The organism is Chryseolinea sp. T2 (genome assembly GCF_037203685.1).
Taxonomy (GTDB): Bacteria; Bacteroidota; Bacteroidia; order Cytophagales; family Cyclobacteriaceae; genus Chryseolinea.
Genome location: NZ_JBBCAU010000012.1, coordinates 105,573 through 123,188, shown reverse-complemented (window position 1 = coordinate 123,188; position 17,616 = coordinate 105,573). Strand labels below are relative to the sequence as shown.

Annotated in this window: 19 protein-coding genes; 14 read left to right on the top strand and 5 right to left on the bottom strand. The window is 45.4% G+C overall.

Annotated features, from left to right (window positions below; all coding sequences use genetic code 11):
• The first annotated feature begins 304 nt into the window (after window positions 1–304).
• Window positions 305–2,743 carry an ABC transporter permease gene (locus WBG78_RS29025; RefSeq protein WP_337330043.1) on the top strand — a complete coding sequence of 813 codons (2,439 nt, stop codon included), beginning with the start codon at window positions 305–307 and terminating at the stop codon, window positions 2,741–2,743.
• A 313-nt stretch (window positions 2,744–3,056) separates the two neighbouring features.
• Here WBG78_RS29025 and WBG78_RS29020 read toward each other — a convergent pair whose 3' ends face one another.
• The 4 genes from WBG78_RS29020 to WBG78_RS29005 form a co-directional block, all read right to left on the bottom strand.
• Window positions 3,057–3,626, bottom strand: a complete 570-nt coding sequence (locus tag WBG78_RS29020; RefSeq protein ID WP_337330042.1) for a glucosaminidase domain-containing protein — start codon at window positions 3,624–3,626, stop codon at window positions 3,057–3,059.
• Window positions 3,627–3,922: 296 nt separating this feature from the next.
• Complete coding sequence (locus WBG78_RS29015; protein ID WP_337330041.1) at window positions 3,923–4,471, bottom strand: glycoside hydrolase family 73 protein; 549 nt, start codon at window positions 4,469–4,471, stop codon at window positions 3,923–3,925.
• A gap of 15 nt (window positions 4,472–4,486) precedes the next feature.
• Complete coding sequence (locus WBG78_RS29010) at window positions 4,487–4,864, bottom strand: hypothetical protein (protein WP_337330040.1); 378 nt, start codon at window positions 4,862–4,864, stop codon at window positions 4,487–4,489.
• Window positions 4,865–4,916: 52 nt separating this feature from the next.
• Window positions 4,917–5,108, bottom strand: coding sequence for a hypothetical protein (locus WBG78_RS29005; RefSeq protein WP_337330039.1), 192 nt, complete (start codon window positions 5,106–5,108; stop codon window positions 4,917–4,919).
• Between the two features lie 805 nt (window positions 5,109–5,913).
• Between WBG78_RS29005 and WBG78_RS29000 the strand changes: the two genes are divergently transcribed.
• From WBG78_RS29000 to WBG78_RS28940, 13 genes are all read left to right on the top strand, one after another.
• Window positions 5,914–6,486, top strand: coding sequence for a hypothetical protein (locus WBG78_RS29000; protein ID WP_337330038.1), 573 nt, complete (start codon window positions 5,914–5,916; stop codon window positions 6,484–6,486).
• A gap of 68 nt (window positions 6,487–6,554) precedes the next feature.
• Window positions 6,555–7,004 carry a hypothetical protein gene (locus WBG78_RS28995; RefSeq protein ID WP_337330037.1) on the top strand — a complete coding sequence of 150 codons (450 nt, stop codon included), beginning with the start codon at window positions 6,555–6,557 and terminating at the stop codon, window positions 7,002–7,004.
• Between the two features lie 32 nt (window positions 7,005–7,036).
• A complete protein-coding gene (locus tag WBG78_RS28990) occupies window positions 7,037–7,639 on the top strand; it encodes a hypothetical protein (RefSeq protein WP_337330036.1) in 603 nt (200 codons plus the stop codon).
• Between the two features lie 96 nt (window positions 7,640–7,735).
• On the top strand, window positions 7,736–8,266 hold the full coding sequence (locus WBG78_RS28985; RefSeq protein ID WP_337330035.1) for a tetratricopeptide repeat protein: 531 nt from the start codon (window positions 7,736–7,738) through the stop codon (window positions 8,264–8,266).
• A gap of 12 nt (window positions 8,267–8,278) precedes the next feature.
• Entirely contained in the window at window positions 8,279–8,881 is a 603-nt protein-coding gene (locus WBG78_RS28980; RefSeq protein ID WP_337330034.1) for a tetratricopeptide repeat protein, read from the top strand.
• A 53-nt stretch (window positions 8,882–8,934) separates the two neighbouring features.
• Window positions 8,935–9,321: a hypothetical protein gene (locus WBG78_RS28975; protein ID WP_337330033.1), complete on the top strand. Its 387-nt coding sequence runs from the start codon at window positions 8,935–8,937 to the stop codon at window positions 9,319–9,321.
• A 254-nt stretch (window positions 9,322–9,575) separates the two neighbouring features.
• Entirely contained in the window at window positions 9,576–10,130 is a 555-nt protein-coding gene (locus WBG78_RS28970) for a hypothetical protein (RefSeq protein ID WP_337330032.1), read from the top strand.
• Window positions 10,131–10,862: 732 nt separating this feature from the next.
• Entirely contained in the window at window positions 10,863–11,372 is a 510-nt protein-coding gene (locus tag WBG78_RS28965) for a hypothetical protein (protein WP_337330031.1), read from the top strand.
• A 76-nt stretch (window positions 11,373–11,448) separates the two neighbouring features.
• On the top strand, window positions 11,449–12,876 hold the full coding sequence (locus tag WBG78_RS28960; RefSeq protein ID WP_337330030.1) for a TlpA family protein disulfide reductase: 1,428 nt from the start codon (window positions 11,449–11,451) through the stop codon (window positions 12,874–12,876).
• A 985-nt stretch (window positions 12,877–13,861) separates the two neighbouring features.
• Window positions 13,862–14,254 carry a DoxX-like family protein gene (locus WBG78_RS28955; protein WP_337330029.1) on the top strand — a complete coding sequence of 131 codons (393 nt, stop codon included), beginning with the start codon at window positions 13,862–13,864 and terminating at the stop codon, window positions 14,252–14,254.
• Window positions 14,254–14,997, top strand: coding sequence for a DUF2071 domain-containing protein (locus WBG78_RS28950; RefSeq protein ID WP_337330028.1), 744 nt, complete (start codon window positions 14,254–14,256; stop codon window positions 14,995–14,997). The genes WBG78_RS28955 and WBG78_RS28950 overlap by 1 nt, the downstream gene beginning before the upstream one ends.
• Window positions 14,982–15,752, top strand: a complete 771-nt coding sequence (locus tag WBG78_RS28945; RefSeq protein ID WP_337330027.1) for a class I SAM-dependent methyltransferase — start codon at window positions 14,982–14,984, stop codon at window positions 15,750–15,752. The genes WBG78_RS28950 and WBG78_RS28945 overlap by 16 nt, the downstream gene beginning before the upstream one ends.
• Window positions 15,736–16,134: a hypothetical protein gene (locus WBG78_RS28940; protein WP_337330026.1), complete on the top strand. Its 399-nt coding sequence runs from the start codon at window positions 15,736–15,738 to the stop codon at window positions 16,132–16,134. The genes WBG78_RS28945 and WBG78_RS28940 overlap by 17 nt, the downstream gene beginning before the upstream one ends.
• Before the next feature lie 243 nt (window positions 16,135–16,377).
• Here the strand turns inward: WBG78_RS28940 and WBG78_RS28935 are convergent, their stop codons facing one another.
• Complete coding sequence (locus WBG78_RS28935) at window positions 16,378–17,232, bottom strand: hypothetical protein (RefSeq protein WP_337330025.1); 855 nt, start codon at window positions 17,230–17,232, stop codon at window positions 16,378–16,380.
• Between the last annotated feature and the right edge of the window lie 384 nt (window positions 17,233–17,616).

The following is a 17,616-nucleotide window of genomic DNA, read 5'->3' as shown; positions in this document are numbered from 1 at the left end:
ACAGGTTCCCCGGCAAAGGAAAAATCCTTAGCTTGTATTGTTTTCATAAGCCTGGAAGATTTATTTAAAATGATATGGTAATTCACTTTAAATATAGTCTCCAGGCTTTCCTTTTTTAAACATACAGGCTCCGGGGATCTGAATGCAATTCCTTTGCTACAGACAAGAGGATCCCCTCCGGGGATCGAATGCAATTCTGATGTCCGCTTTCGAATCATAGGGTGCCGAATACGGACACTGAGATGGTGCCAATGCCCCTTTTTCGGGGCTACTGCGATGGCACTTTTATTGTCGCAGGCAGGTCATGCTGACAAATTACCTGAAGACAGCCTGGCGCAATCTTACGCGGGGCAACAGTTTTACCGCCATCAATATCATTGGTCTGTCGATCGGCATGACCTGTTGTCTGATCATCTTTCAGTATGTGACATTCGAGTCGTCGTTCGATGACTTCCATGAAAACAAAGCGACATTGTTCAGGGTATTGCAGGGCTCTGCGCGCGATAACCAGCCGATGGAGCAACTTCATGGCTACACGGCGCGAGCATTGATGCCGGCGCTTCAGGCTGGTGTTCCGGAAATTGTTTCTATCACGCGCGTGCACGACGAACAGGCGATCGTCACCACTCCGGCAAGGCCAGGCGAAGTGTTTGAAGAAAGCAAGGCACTATATGCGGACCCGGACTTCTTCAGGATGTTTTCATTCCCTGTTATATCGGGTGATCCCCTGAAGGGACTAAGCTCCGGGAACGTATTTATCTCTGAAGCTGCGGCACGAAAATATTTCGGCAACGGCAGGGCTGAGGGCCAGGTGCTTGAGATCGCAGGAAACATTCGCAAGCCGTTCACAGTGGCGGGTGTATTCAAAAACCCTCCCGCGAATTCGCACCTGCAGTTCGACATGCTTCTGCCCGTTGATGATCTTCTGAAAGGCGAAGACTATGCCAGTGAAGGCGAAGGGGGCTGGAGCTGGAACAACTTTACCACGTACGTTCAACTGCACCCGACAGCAAAGGTTTCTGACGTCGAACAAAAGATGACGGGCGTGTTTAATAAACATCGTGGTGATTTTTACAAAGAGCAGCGACAACGTGGAGCGCTCGGCCTTCAACCCCTCTCAGACATACATTTAAACGATAAGGTCTTCGGCGCCGGCACTATTGTTTCCGGAAGCTACCGAACGGTTTATTTCTTCCTCGTAATCGGAGTCTGTATCCTTGTCATCGCGCTTGTGAATTATATCAACCTGGCAACGGCACGAGCGGTGAATAGAGCAAGAGAAGTGGGCGTAAGGAAATCGGTTGGTGCGCGACATGCACAATTGATCATTCAGTTCCTGTTTGAATCTGCTTTTACGAATATCTCGGCACTTATCATTGCGCTGGCACTTTCAGCCTCAATGCTCAACTTCATTAATGATCTTGCCGAGACTCGTTTATCGATTGAGCAGTGGAGTGAGCCGGGCTTTTTTCTGGTTATAATACTTATGTTGCTCAGCGGGACACTGCTCGCGGGCTTGTACCCGGCCTTCGTTCTGTCATCATTTCGTCCTGCAACCGTGCTGAAAGGAAAGGTCGTAGCGGCGCGGTCGGGTTTTACACTTCGTAAGTCGCTGGTGGTTTTTCAATTTGCTGCCTGCATTGTACTCATATCGGGAACGGTGATTGTGTCGGGGCAACTGGACTACATGCGTAACATGGAACTCGGTCTCAACCTTAAGCAGGTAGTTTCCGTTCGGGCACCACGTGTACTAAGTAATGATGCCGTGCGAACTGAAGCGGTGAAAACATTTGTGAACGAAGTTCGACGTATCCCACAAGTTGAAGCGGTGGCCCTGTCGACAGCGTTACCTGGCACTGGCTTCAACTGGAACGGAGCATCTATCCGTAAGGCGACGGACATACCTGCCAATGCCCTTCGCGGCGTGGCGACCTACATTGACTCTGCTTTCTCCAAGCTTTATGGTCTCGAGCTCGTTGCCGGGAATGATTTTGGCAGTGTGATGACGACGGATACCACCTCGTGGCTAGTGGTCGTGAATGAATCGACATCGAAACATCTCGGCTACGCGACGCCGACCCATGCCATCGATGAGATACTCGATATCGGCGGATATCGCGCCCGCATCATTGGCGTTTATAAGGATTTCAGATGGTCGTCGGGGCATACTGTCCAGCAGAATATTGTTTTTGGACACACAGACGAAGGCCAGCAGTTATCTATCCGACTTGCAGGAAATGCCAGCACCGATGTTATTGAAAAGGTGGAGTCGTTGTACCGGGATATGTTTCCGGGAAATATTTTTCAATATGCCTTTGTCGATGAAACGTTTGATCTTCAATACAAGAACGACCAGCGTTTTGCACGGCTGTTCAGTGTATTTGCCGGCATCACAATTTTTATCGCATGTCTCGGTTTGTTCGGGCTCGTGGCGTTCACGGCACAACAACGTTGGAAGGAGATAGGGATCAGAAAGGTAGCCGGTGCGTCTGCAGCGGGAATTGTAGCGTTATTAAGTAAAGACTTTCTAAAACTTGTGGTGATTGGTTTTGCGCTTGCAGTGCCCATCACGTACTACGTGATGTCGCGGTGGCTCGAGGGCTTTGCAGATCGCATGGATATAGGTGTAGGAACTTTTCTAATGTCGGGAGCTATTGCGTTGTTGATTGCGTTGCTGACGGTTGGGTGGCAGTCGTTTAAGGCGGCAACGGCGAATCCGGTGAAGAGTTTGAGGAGTGAGTAGGAGGTTCAGTACGCGTCGTAGAATCCGAGCTAATTAGCAATAGAGCAGAGCTGGGAAAGGAAACCTTGCGTGATGTTGGTCGAGAAGAATTCTTAGGTATGAAATTAATGATCACAGCACGCAACGCACGAAAATCGATCGATTGGATTGTGTGCGTTGCGCGCCGTGATTTGTTTGTGTTTCATAGATAATGCGCGCGCGGCGCGCGGGAGATCGATCGAAATTTGTGCTACAGACAGAAGGTCCCCTCCGGGGATCTAAACCAATCTCGTTGCTACAGACGGAGGATCCCCTCCGGGGATCGAATTCAGGCTCAGTGCAAGATCACATCCCAAAATCCCATCAGGTAGATGCCCAGCTTGACCATAGCGGCTGTGGCGGCCATGACGATTGCCTTTTCAATCAGCCATTGGCCGTCATGCAAGTAGAGTTTGTGTTTGTCGACGAGGTGAGCGATGCGTTCGCCATAGCGCGGGTCGTTCGAGACAACAGAGATCTGTAATAACTGTGCCTGAACTCTAACGGTGTGGCTATGCAGGAATGCCCTGGGCCAACCTTTAGCGCTGGTTAACAGCATATCGATGCGATCTTTGATGGCGTGCTCTGATGAAGGGTAAATTCTAAACCAGGCCTTCCGGTTTTTTGGGGTGATCTCTTCGGGATGAAGTGGTGCCTTGATTTTGGGACCCTTCCACGATCTGCCGGCCTTTACGCGAACGTCGTTGTTGTACTCGGTAGCCAGGAGGCTTTTGCCGAAGTAGCCATCGTCGTCGCTGGCTTCGTATAGGGCGTGGGCCATGACGACGGAAGGGAGGAGCGAGGTGCCTTTCAGGCGGCCTTTGATGAATTTGGTTATCCTTTTAAGGTATTCTTTTGCGGTCATTTAATTTTTTGTTTGGGGATTTCGAATAAATGCGATGGCGACGATGCTCGTCGCAAGGTCGACGCGACACGCGCGTCGGTAGAGACGCAAGGCATTGGAGACGCAAGGCATGAGACGCAAGGCATTAGAGACGCAAGGCATTGCGTCTCTACAATACGCGTTTCGTGCGTGTGTCGCGATCGATCATCGTTTGTGTTCACGGCATTGTGTGGCGTGGCCGACACGCAACGCGTGTCGGTGGAGACGCAAGGCATTGCGTCTCTACCAACACGTTCATCGCGATACACGATACACGTTCACGGGCATTGTCCATTCGTGGTTGGCTCCGGCGATTCCGTACGGACGTCCTTATCGAGATCTTCCAATTTATGTTTTCGGATGATCGCGATTAATTTGGCCGCATAATTTGGGTCCGTGGCGTAGCCTGACCGCTGGATGGCCTGTGCCTGTTCATTCGCGCTCGAAGCTTTAAAGACACCGCCGTTGCGGTAGCGCGGATTTCGAAGAATAACCTGAAGGCGATCAGCAAAAGACTGGTAGGCGTTTTCATAAACCCTGAACCAAGCTTTCACCGCTATCATAGCGCCGTTCATAAATTCTTCTGTACTCAGTGCCACCTTTCGACCTTTCCAATTGATCCTGGCCTTGATGCCGAAGTGATTGTTATACTTCGACGCCAGCAGACTTGCTCCGGGGATTCCTTCTTTGCTGGAACTTTCGAGCAGCGCCTGGGCCATCATCACCGATGGAAAGAATGCTGTGTTCTTACATACCTCGATTACGAGTGATGCGTACTTCATGATGTATTCGATGCGTGTCATCTGTCTGATATTTGAGTTGATCATTAGTTTGTGTTTACATCAAAACATTTTTCCTTCGAGCCATCGCGTGATGCGAACACCGAGGCGTTGGACTAAAGGTGTAAACAGGTCACCGACCAGTTTGAACAAGAGACAGATAATACCTCCAGCGATAGCGTGAACTAAATAGCTGGCAGGACCGGAGTCGAGCATGTGCGTCACCAGGTTAAAGGTGGCACCGAACAGGAAGGCAATCCAATTGCCTGCGCTGTCATTGAAAGAGTGATTGCTTTGCATGACGCGAATATGCAACAACCCAAAAGTGAGGTTTGCAGTTGATTGCAGTTCGTGACGGTTCGTTTCTGTTATTCCATGCGTGCTCACGCGCAGTGTCATAGACAAATGCGACATCTCTTGTGTGCAAGCAGTGGTGTTCATTGGGGGTTAATAATAAATGGAGCGTGAACTGATGACAAGCTGCGTCGTGTGACTACGGTCTGCCGAGTTTGTTGTAGATAATGGAGACTTGTCTTTTTGTTAGGGCGCGACCGATGAGTTGGAGTTCTTCCCTGAAGGGCTCGATCCATTTCTTCATGGTCGCGTAACAGACTTTGTAGCGCTTGGCTATGTCGGTCAGAGTTGGACGTTTGGATTTTCTGAAATTTCTGAAAGGTGACTTCATATGTGTATAAATTAAAATTGGTTACATTTTAATCGATACCCCGGGGAATTAATCCATCACAACATTACCTTCAGATTCACCAGTGATAAACAGGAGTTACAAAACTCCGACGGTAGTGGCACAACACGTAACAACACTCACGACTATTTGTGCCTGGATGACGTCTTCAAAATTATTCTGTCAACGAAAAAGCCCCTAGTAGTTGAGAAGACGTCGCAGTTAAGCGTAACGTTAATTAAGTTAGGCAGGTTGAGGGGTACGTCACAAATATTTTTTGAAAAATATTTTTTATCACCTGCAGTTTAACGTGTGAACATTGAAAGCTTACGCTCATTAGGACAACGTATGCCGTACCTGCTTGTATTTTTTTTGAATTGCATTTGTGCGCAAACACCAAATGAATTTCAAATGCCAATTACGGGCGTTGCTGTTTAAAGTGTCATCGATACAATTACAAAGAGGGCAAAAAATTTGATGAAAGAGCTTGCGGTATTGTTCAGCCACGTCATCAAGTACCCAAAAAAAGTATTCATCACCTGTAGTGGTTGAAGTCAGATCTCGTCATGTATAGCCTTGGTATGGCCGGCTATAGGCCACCTATAGGCCACCTAGACGCCAGCCAGAGGCCGGAAAGCCTAAGCAACACCCCTCTTCGATTGGCACAACTGCAACTAACTATAACGAACTGCAACGAACTCGAAAGTGGGTTTTGGGGGTGTTTTATGTTTGCATCAAGCAGCAGCTGAAGCTCTGAACGAAGGCGCCAATCGGGATCAGTGTTGTTGTGAAACTAAAACAATTAAATATGCCTAGAGTAGTAAACAATAACATTCTGGCTGGTGTAAGCGGAAAACTTGGAAACAACATTGTGATCCGTCAATCAGCAAGAGGTATTGTGATGGCTAACAAGCCAAAGAAACGTAGTACAGCAGTAACCGAGTCGCAGCTGGTAGTTCGCGACCGATTTCAAGAAGCGTCATTTTATGCACGCGAACAGACGAGTCGTCCTGAGTCGCTCGCCATTTACAAGACGGGCGTTACACTAAAGCTGAATTCAGCTTACCTGGTGGCAGTGTCAGATTACCTTAAGAAACCGAGAATCACCGCATTCAACGCATCGGCCTATAGCGGTGCCGTTGGCGACCTTATCAAGGTGCGCGCCAGCGATGATTTCCGGGTGGTGTCTGTAACACTTGTCATCACTGCCGCATCGGGTGAAGTACTCGAACGCGGAGAGGCAGTTTTCACATCACTTGGTGGACTGATGGACTGGATCTATACAACTAAAGTCGCGAATCCTTCTGTGGCAGGTACGACCATTGCGGTCATAGCAACTGACCTGCCCGGTAACGAAACGTCAAAGACCTATACGTTGTAGTTGATCAACCTTTAATGATTGCAGCCCCGCGTACGAGGGGCTGCTCTCTAACACAAATGTTCATCCATATGAAAGACATCATCGGAGACATCCTCTCGGGCAAAGTGTTCGGGAAGTTAAAAGAGTTGATCGACGAAGTGGTGACGACGAAAGAAGAACGTGAAGTCTTGTTCATCAAACTGCGTGAGCTGGAGATGCATCATGTGGAGACGATGACGGCGTCCAGCGTTAATGACATGTTGTCGGCAAGACAACGTGAAGTTGAGGCGCTTAAGTCGGGATCCCTGAATCTAACTCAAAATGTTCTCGCCTATAGTGCGATCGTTGCTTTCTTCATGATGACAGGTTACATCCTGTCCAACGGAATCGGTGCGCTTGAGGCAGATGAGAGCTTTATCATCGGTAACCTAACGGGTATGGCAGCAGCTATCGCTAAGGATATATATGGATACTACTTCGGAAGCAGCAAAGGCGATCATCATTTGTTTCGCCGGTCCGGGGTGAAAACCAGCGAATAACTAACACAAAAAAGATCTAACACTAATTTATTATGGCAAGAGTCGATAAAAACAGTCCCTTTTACGGGACAAGCGGACGAGTCGGAGACTTAATCTTCCGCACCGGGCTGTACGGTACAACTGTGCACCTGGCTCCGGAAAAGAAAAAGAACAAGAGTAAGTATCGCGCAAACCGAAATTCCCGAATGCCTCAGGCAATTGAATATGCCAGGAAACGGATCCGTGATCCTGAAATGTACGAGTTATATCAATCTGGTGTGAACGATGCGAAGAACTCTGCTTATATGGTGGCCATCACAGATTACCTGCATGCGCCAAAGATAAGCAGAATTGATAGCAGCAAGTATACTGGAAGCGTGAAGCAACCTATTAACATTTACGCCACCGACGATTTCAAGGTCAATAAGGTGATGGTTGTCATCAGAAATCCTATTGGCGAACTGGTCGAATCGGGGGAGGCAACAATGAAGTCAAAGCGTTATGGTCGCTGGACCTATTTAACTACGGTTGTAAATACAACAACTGTCGGAGGAACGCTTTTAGTTACGGTTGAGGATCATGCAGAGAATATAACCTCACAAACTGTTGTGTTGGGCGATAACACGGCTGAGCAGGAATGCGGCGGTCAGGATTAGAATCTGTCGCAATGCATAACCGCAAAATGTAAAACTCTAAATGTAAAATGTAAAACGGGGGCCCCGGTTACCGGGGTTTCCTCAACTCTAACTATTATGAAACTACCCAATGAAGATCTGATCATGCAAGTATACCAACTCGCGCACCAGAATAACTGGGACGGCGTGATTGAAACTTTAAAACCTTTCCTTCAAAAGGAACCAAAAAATCATTGGTACAATGTAAAGACCGGAATCGCTTATTATCAGAAGTACGATTTCGATCGGGCTTTTGATTACATCAGTGTTGGACTTCATGTGAGGCTAGAGTGTCCAATAGGATTGTTCCTTATGGCCAACATTCTCAAGTTACGAGGACAGACTGAAGGTGCGATGCTAATCTGGGAGGGCCTTGCCAACTCGCGGCCAGACAAGATCGATTACGGTGTTGACTGCGTTTGTTGTCACTACCCGACGATGGCGCGTACTCTCGTTGCCGACTCCAAAATAAAGATTGCGGAGACCTACAAAGAGCAAGGTTACCATTCGCTGTCAGAGCGCTATCGGAACAGCTACCTGCGCGATTTGTCGGAGGGAGTTACGAGTCTGTTTTCCGAGGAAGATGTTGAGGAAATGTTTGAAGACTAAGTAGGTATCGCTATGGCCAGGTTAAAGTATAATAAAAAGCGCCTACTGCAAATCCTGATGGCGGGCAGAGGCGAGGTAAAACTTGAAGACAATGCTCTTCGCGAGATGGTACGTTGTTATGAGTCATGCGCATGCTGGGATGGTATTATCGATGGACTTGAGTTTTTGCTTGAAGATGATCCGCATGATCATTGGATCCTTGTACAAGTAGCCCATGCGTATTATGAGAAGGAATGCAACGAGAAAGCATTGAAGTACATCACTGCCGCCATGCGCGTGCAATATGAATGTGCAGCAGCGCAGTGGTTGTTAGCAGCCATCCTTCGAATGCGTGGTCAGCATGCTGATGCGTTGGAAATATGGGAAACATTGATCACCAACGGCGCGAGCCAGATGGCGCAAGGCAAGTGTATTTGCTGTCGTGAGTATTATTCGTGGGGAACACGGAAGATAGCAGATGCGAAGTATATGCTTAGTCTGACGAATTCGGATTTAGGTTATATGTCGCAGGCAAGATACTGGCGGGATGCGTACCGGCTGGATTTGGAGGAAGGAGCGGAGAGTATGATGGATGGAAGTTTTTTGGACAGGGAGATAGAGAGGAACGGGGGTTAATTAATTGGAAGAGTAGAGAACTTGATTTTAAATGTTACGTTAAACTTTGAACAATGAAAAAAAACATGAAGAACAGTCAGGTTATTGAGCTGCCTGAATGGAATGCTGAGCAATCTGTACAAGTTATTAACACCAATGAGTCACAGGTTAACCCCAGAAAGAAAGGGACGAAACCTTTACTTACCGAAAGCGAAGTGCTCAAGATTTGTTTTGACTGGCTCGATAAGATTTATGGCGACACAGCAACGCAAGCTTGCGTGGAGCAGATGGTTCCTGGTTATCAGTACCTGTCTGTTGAGATAAGCTTCGAAATCAAAGGGCTGTCATTGAAGACTAACAGGCCGATGGAGGACAGCAAGAGCTGGAGGGTTTGTAAGCGATTGGATGTGAACACGAAGACGGGTGAAGTTGATTTTATGAAGAATGTTGATAGAAGTTAGTTGAAAGCAGACATAGGTTACGCTGCAGTAGCCAGGTTGCGCAGGAGAAGAGGGTTCCCATAACCTCGTCTCCGCGTAACTGTGCTACAACAAACCGCGACGTAAATTAAACAAATGACGTGTTTGAATCCTGGGGCATACGTCATTCACAAATTACAAAATGCCGTAGGTCTATTTGGCTTTAGGAATTTCTGTATTATCTTAAATTAGTTTCACATGCAGGTGTTTTACATTCAAATCGTGCCGTCCATCAAATGAGCGAAGTTGTTGGATATTATTTGCAAGGGCAGGACAATGATGCCGACATGTTAACAGAGGATATCGTTTACCCCAAGTGTAAACAATGTGCTCGATTGCTTGACAGTGATTTTCATAACCCATCCTTTAAGCTGAAGAGGAAGTCGTTCGACCTTTCACATGCGAACGATGTTGGAAATGTTGTGAGCTTGAGGTTTAAGGAATTCTGCCTGCGACGCAACTACAGAGGGCTCGTATTCAAAGACTTTGAACGTGAAAAGGATTTCTTTCAACTCATTGTTTCAACGGTGGTGCGATTTGATCTCAACAGAGCTGAGGTCGAGTACGGACAAAAATGTTCCGGGTGCAATAGATTTGACTCTGTGATAGCTATGAAGCCCCTTCATTTGTCTTGCATTGATGAGCCACTTGAAGACGGTTTTTACAGGACTGATATGGTAATCGGCAGGAATAATACGATGACTGCCCTTATTATCGTTGGCCTGGAAACATATCGATTGCTTAAACGGGAGAGGTTTAGGGGGCTGGTGTTTATGCCGGTTTATAAATGAGGTGGTCTAATGAGCAACCATGACGCCACTCGAAGCGTTGTAAAATTTAATTCTGAGGGAGAAATGAAGCAAACAATCAAGGCGACTATCATGCAGGAAGATAAGGGTTCAGTGCGTATGCCAACATAGGTCGCGACTTCATAGGAACGCAAGTGGAGACCATCGTTGATTTGAAAAGGAATCTTCTAGAGGCTGCGAGACTTGCTGTTGGACGTAAGCACACGTTAGACATTAGGTATTCTTTTGATCTCGAATAGTTGGCTGCATTCAATCGAGGTCATCCAACGCACGCAAACATTTCTTGTTCGAAAAATTCCGTCACGACATGAGTAGATCTGAAACGATGTCTAAGCCATTCAAGAGAGTATTTTTTGAATTTGATTACTGATTTGAATTTATTCACATTGAAGCAATGAGCTGCGTGTATGGAATCACTATTGGAAATTGTTTTTGGTTGGACTTTCCGTCTTGTAGTCTTTGAGTTCATTGGCACGTGTTTCAACTGGAGCTACTATGCTATGCGTGCATCTATTGCAGGAAGATCGCCGGTGGCTTTTAAGGATATTGTTTCTAATAATCGTTTGGCCAGGCGAGAACAGAAGTTGTACGGTGCACTTTCAAATGGCCTTAGGGGTTATAGCTGTTGTATTGATTGTCGCAGCATTTATCAGACTATCATTGATGTTTGGTTGGTAAGACGCTTTCAAAACCATACCCAATTTCGGACTTGCTATGAGGTTTCTTGTGTTGCTTACGTTCATATTCTGTGCATGCACTTCATTTGAGCATCTTACATTAGAAAGGTCGAACTTAGCGCCTGGCACTTTGAGATTGAATGGATACTACTATGAAAGATCGAACGGCCGGTTTAATGCATTCTTTCTTTCATCAAATGGCGTCTTCAGAGGGTTTTCCAGTGGTGTCGATACTTTAGACATGAAAGGTTTGGATAAGCAAGTCGGGGGAGCATTTCCTAAAGAATTCGATGTTCGTTATGCATGGGGAGTTTTTCAAGTGAATGGAAACGAGATTGAAATAGAAAGGTGGCTGCCTGGAACTGGTCTTCTCTACACTACACAACTACTTAAAGGCAGAGTATTAAACGACAGCACTATTCATATTTTTCTGAGAATCGGAGATGACTCTTCCATAAACAACAAGCCCCAGTACGAGGTTAATGAAATCTATAGGTTTCGATCGCTCAGTTTAAAACCAGATAGCGTTAGTATTTTCACGGAATAAAACAGGCGAGATATGTGGATGTTGTTCGTTTCCCTGTTATTGGTCCGTAATGTTGTACATATCTAATTGAGTTCAGATGCGCGTGTTGTTTATGAAGTTTGTTGTGTTGTCACTGTTATCCGCAAAAGTAATCGCGCAGGACAATGTTGTTCTGGAGGGGCGAATCGCTGACTCGAGCGTTGTCGAGGTTACATTTCTTACCAGAAATAACGCACTAGAGAATCGACCGGTTGTGCTGGCAAAGACAAAGGTCGATCCACACGGATATTTCAAAGTCGCGTTTTCTATAAATGAAGCTCACGCTGTAAAGATGTATATCGGCACGGTATTGCCTATGCAGATTTGGATGTCACCAAATGATTCGATGTATTTGGAAATCAATGAACCATGGTCATACACCGGTCGTATGTCGGTATTCAAACCAGGTAAGGTTGTGTTCAGTGGATCTGGATCCATGTTCAACAATTATTTGTTTGCATCGCATCTTTCGATCGTGAATCCGGAAATTCAGCTGTTGGCCACTCAAACATCCCCTTCGCGGTTTGATCATTTGCTCGACAGCATAGCACAATCGGAGCGTTCGCAGCGAAATGCGGTCAACGCTCAGCTGAGCGGTCTGCAACGCGAGTTCCTGGAGGGCCAGACGTCCTATCTGTTCAGGTACTACAAGTCAATGTACAATGCAGTCCGTGAAAGCAATGGTGTTAAAGAGCAAACATCATTTGATTTGCCAATCTGGGACCAATGGCGATTTCTTTCTGACAGCGCAATTGTATCGGACGGATACATAAGTGCAGTGATTAATTACTTCAATTACAAGGGTTCCCTTCAGACTAAATTTCCCACAAACGATCTGGAGCGCCAGGATTTTTTTTCGGCAGCTTTCCGATCCTGCGAACGCGAGTTACGGCAAAGGCCGCAATCAAGAGAGCTTTTCATGGCGATTTTCCTTTATAACATGGTTAGGTTTGTACACGCGTCCGATAGCGCGAGGGAATTGGCAAAGGTCTATGATTTGAATTTTCCACAGTCGCGATTCAACTCCATTATCAAACTACGCATGGGAGGTCAAAGCAGTGGAAAAAAGGCCCCTTCTCTGGTTGCTTCAGATCTTCAAAACACGCCCTTTGATTTGAAGACCATTACCGCAAAGATTGTTTACATCGATGTTTGGGCAAGCTGGTGTGCGCCGTGTATTGCGCAATTTGAGAATCTGGCTAAGCTTGCGAAAATGTATAATCCAGATGAATTGCAAATAATTGGTCTGAACATCGATGACAGTGATGTTGCCTGGCGCCGGATTATTCGTGAGAGAAAACCCGTTGGCCTGCAAATTCGTGCGAATCAAGCTGATAGCAAGGCTTTCAAAGACGCCTATGGGATAAATAATATACCGAGATATATTCTGATTGATCAAAATTGGAATCTGATTGCACCCTCTGCGAAAGGACCGTCGGAAATCGGAAGCGAATTGTCGGCATTAATCAAGCATAAACAGGACTGACGATAGCACTATCTCACTAAAGGGGCAAGACAATTATAAAATCGGTAACCTCTTGTCTCGATCGGAATATCATCAAATGTATTCAGGGAAGTATTACCGAAAGCATTTTTGATTAATGAGCATGTACGATTTCATTTTTTTTACTTATTACAAGCTGTTCTCGCGCACGAAGGACACCGATCCGAAAGACTCGGCCATAAATCTGATAACAGTAGTGATATTCTTTCACCTTTTTCTTTGTCACAATGCCGTGCTGTTTTTTGCGGATACTAATTTATTGGCCAATGTATTCGGTAAGGATCATGGCAAATATTATTATTTGCCATTCGTGATAGTTTTCATGGTTATCGTTTATCGATTCTATAAAAAACGATCGTCAGTTATTATTAATAGATACGATGACAGAAAAAATATTCTTTCCTGGTTTAATCTGTTATTTGTTTTGGTTCTTACAATTGGCCCGATTTTGTTGGGCATCTACTTTTTGAACTATAACTAGGCGTTATGGTGCAGGAACTGTTGATCCCGATGCAGTACTTACCGTAGCGGGGAAAGTTTGTTGATGCTATGTTAATTGAATAACCATGATGCCACGTTTTCCGTAAAGCTCACAGCATCTGTACCAACTGAATATTATTGCCGCATGTGTCGTTAAGAACGGTAATCATCACTGGTCCAGTTGCGTTTCAAAATATTTTTTCGTCCCGGATGTCATGTTCTGTGAAGTAGATTTAGCTTTTGCGCCCCCACTTTTCCTGCAGATGAGTTATGAGATCTGCCTGATGGCAAGAGCGGTGCTCAGCAAAAGATATTAAAGTGTGCAGGAGTGAAAGGACCTTTAAAACATATTAGCGCGCCTGGTCCAGAGTATGGGAATTTCAAATTACAGGGAGCAAGAATAAGAGAATCAACTTATTAGTATTGTGAATTCGGCTTTCAAGAATGACCATTTGCCTGACTGGTCAAATTTATCTATAATCAACAGGTGAATCGAATACCCCACATTCTTGCAACTGCCATTATCGCGTTAGTTTGGTTTGTTAACGGATTTTTCTGCAAGGTTTTAAGCCTTGTTCCACGACATCAGGAGATTGTTGCCAGAATACTTGGCGAAGAAGACGCCTGGATTTTTACTAAAGCCATTGGAGTGGCAGAGATACTGATGGTTGTCTGGATATTGAGCCGAATTAAAAGTCGATTATGCGCTGTATTTCAAATGGCGATTGTAGGTATTATGAATATCATAGAGTTTGTTCTTGCCCCTGATCTCCTTTTGTTTGGAAGAATGAATATTGTTTTTGCTTCTATTTTTATAGTACTGATTTATGTTAATGAGTTCGTCTTTCGCAAGCGCGGGGTCCTCAATGAAGTTGCCTGATGCTAAGTTTCTTAAAAGATCATCCATTTGCTGTCGAAAGTTATTTTGATACTTCGCTTGTGCTCACCTACGCTGTTCCGAAAGAAGAACTTCTAAAATTTATTCCCGAGTGCTTGTCGTTAGATACCTTTAAAGATACCTGGGGTTTCATTGCAGTAGCCATGGTTAAAACCAGGTATCTGCGGCCAAAGGGCTTTCCTGAATTTCTTGGCAACGACTTCGTGCTCACTGGGTACAGGATATTTGTTCAGTACCATACCAGCTACGGTAAGCGATTGCGAGGTTTATATATCATCCGATCAGAGACCGACAAAGCAAGGATGGCTTTTCTCGGAAACCTATTCACTCACTACAATTACCAAAGGACTGATATCAAATTCACCAGAACTGCCAGGCAGATAGAAGTAGTGTCGACCGAATCAAAACTATCTGTGAGGGTCGAGGAGACAGACGATGAAATTGCCCTTCCCCTGAACTCACCCTTTAACGACTGGAAAGAAGCAAGACGGTTTGCCGGACCGCTTCCGTTCACATTTACCTATGATAGCGACAAGCAAGAGGTTCTGATCATTGAAGGCGTGCGGGAGGATTGGACTCCAAAACCCGTACAAGTAGTTGAGAGTAAAGTCGGCTTTGTTGACAGTCTGCAACTGAACGGTGCCGTGCTGGCAAACGCATTTGTCATCAGCAATATCCCCTACTATTGGAAGAAAGGAAGAAGAGACAGATGGAAACAGCAGTGAGAACACCTTATCAGGGGGTGATTAATATTATCCGATTTAACTGGCACTTTTATGTAATAGCAGGTATATCCGTACTGCTCATATTGATGGCAAGTGTGTGGGCGGGCGATATAATGTTTTGGTTTTTGGCCGTGCTGGCGTTTTGCATCATTACATCGACATGCGTCTCATTGCTTGTATCGTACTATGTGTATGACCGTTCAGGCCTATACGAATTTGACTGGTTACATCGATTTGGTAAAAACGAAATTCAAACGATCGTAAACGTTCACGCCGGCTTTGACGAAACCAGTTGGATATTGACAAAGAACTTCCCATCTGCTCAACTAAGAGTCTTCGATTTCTACGATCCTTCGAAACACACGGAAGTTTCGATTGAGCGTGCACGCAAAGCGTATCCTCCATATGATGGAACCGTGAAGATACTAACATCCCAATTGCCGCTGCCAGACGAAAGTGTGAGTCTCCTATTCAATATTTTTGCATTGCATGAAGTGAGGAATCCGGATGAGCGAACCAGATTCCTGCAGGAGCAAGTCCGGGCATTACGTCACGATGGAAAAGTTGTTGTTGTCGAACATCTTCGCGACGTTGTTAATTTCCTTGCTTACAATATTGGCTTTCTCCATTTCTTGTCTGAAAAAGAGTGGACCAGGAACTTTAAGCAGGCCGGACTGTGCGTTGATAGTCGGTTCAACATTACACCCTTTATTCATGTATTTATTCTAACGAAAGCTGATGGAACTACACATTAAGATTGTGGGTGCGCTCTTGATTACGTTGTCGCTGATGCACGTCGTCATTCCCGGGTATTTTAAGTGGGGACAGGAGTTAAGCTCCCTGTCACTGATTACGAAACAGATTCTATACGTTCACACGTTCTTCATTGCATTCGTTGTGTTACTCATGGGTTTGTTGTGTCTCGGCTATACACGTGAGCTTCTACATGATCCGTTTGGTAAAGTGATCACCTTCGGACTATTTGTATTCTGGGTAGTGAGATTGGTGTTTCAATTCTTCGTGTATTCCCCAAAAGTTTGGCGTGGGAAGACATTTGAAACAGCCATGCATATAGTGTTCTCGGTGTTGTGGCTTTACATCAGTGGGGTGTTTTTGGTTGGGTACCTGGGATCGTAGATAATACCAACTCATTAACTATCGTGGATCAAACATGATTTATCGCCAACGGTCAGGGATGTTGTCACGCACACGTACCGGTATAATGGGCGTGGATATCCGACAATACAGGACGTGGTTGTAGAGTATACGTATGATTGTGAATGACGATCGTTAGAAAACGATATGCGTTTGCTTTCGATGTCTCCACATAATACGACCAGTCTTTGTGATCACCGAATATTTGGCAAAGTCATCAGCTAACTAGTTCTCTTTAAGTTTGGCTTTCAACTCTTTAATTTCCTTCTCCTGGCGAATGAGATGGAGGGTGAGTTCTTCGATCTTTTGCAGCAATTTCACCTCCGTTTTTCCGACTGCAATTCCGTTCGTTTGCATTTCTTCTGCGGATTCGATGTCTGGCAAATGTCTATTTGTCTGAATGAATTTTTCAACCTCATCCAAAGATGGAAGATTATAACTCGGGTCGAACACAAAGTCAGCGCCCGTTACATTAACGACAATTTCATTCGACCTAATCGAACCAGCGACGTCAACCTTATACGAACTATTGAGTTGTGATGTCTTACCTATCAAAAGGTTGCCGGTAGAAGTAATTCTCATTCGTTCAAAAGGGGCGGTCCAGCCATACTGGGTATAAAATGACATGCCAGCAGTGTTGGAAGACTCTTTAAATGCAGCAATCTTAGTACCCCATTCTCCGGACGTTGTTCGAAATGAAAGATCGACCATGCCGGATGCAGCATCATCTGCGAGTTGAGTATTCCGGATTGACAGTGTGGAAGAAGTGAATGAAGTGCCGATTCCAACATTGCCAGTAGATGTAATTCTCATCCTTTCAACGGGGGTGGTCCAACCAAATTGCGTAAAGAATGCTAATCCTGCAGTGTTGCTGGTCTCCTTGTACGTAGAAAGCTTCGCCCCCCATCCGTCAGATGTGGTATTAAGTCTTAGCTCAACAGACCCAGACGGAGCGTTCGTTGCTAAGCCCGCATTGTACACATAGACGTAGTTTCCAGAGGAAGAGTTAATTGACGTTTGTGAATATGCTTGTGTTACCAACATTAGAAGCACTGCAGAGAGCCTAAATGGTTTTGTCATTTTTTGCATAATAGTTTCGTGTTGAAAGGAAGTTTGGAATTTTTCGCGATGACGATACCGTGCCGTTCAGGTAACTGTGAAATTCAAATTGTTTTAGATTAAATCTAGTTGTTACAGAGAGTCCAACGTTTTTGCCTTACAACGGTGCTGGTAGTGTCGTCAACAAATGTATTAGTGAACTGCGGTTCTTTGTAAGGAACAATCGATTTTTTTTGTGTTCAAAAAATTACATGAAGCACCTACCCCCGATTTTCCGGGGATGCATTACTAATATTGAAGTAGCGGCCACGTTGGGTCGAAAATTCAATTTAAAAGATGCTTAGATAATACATGGTGAACACATGAAACTTCAATTCACCTCGGAGTGACTCAGCCTGGATGAGC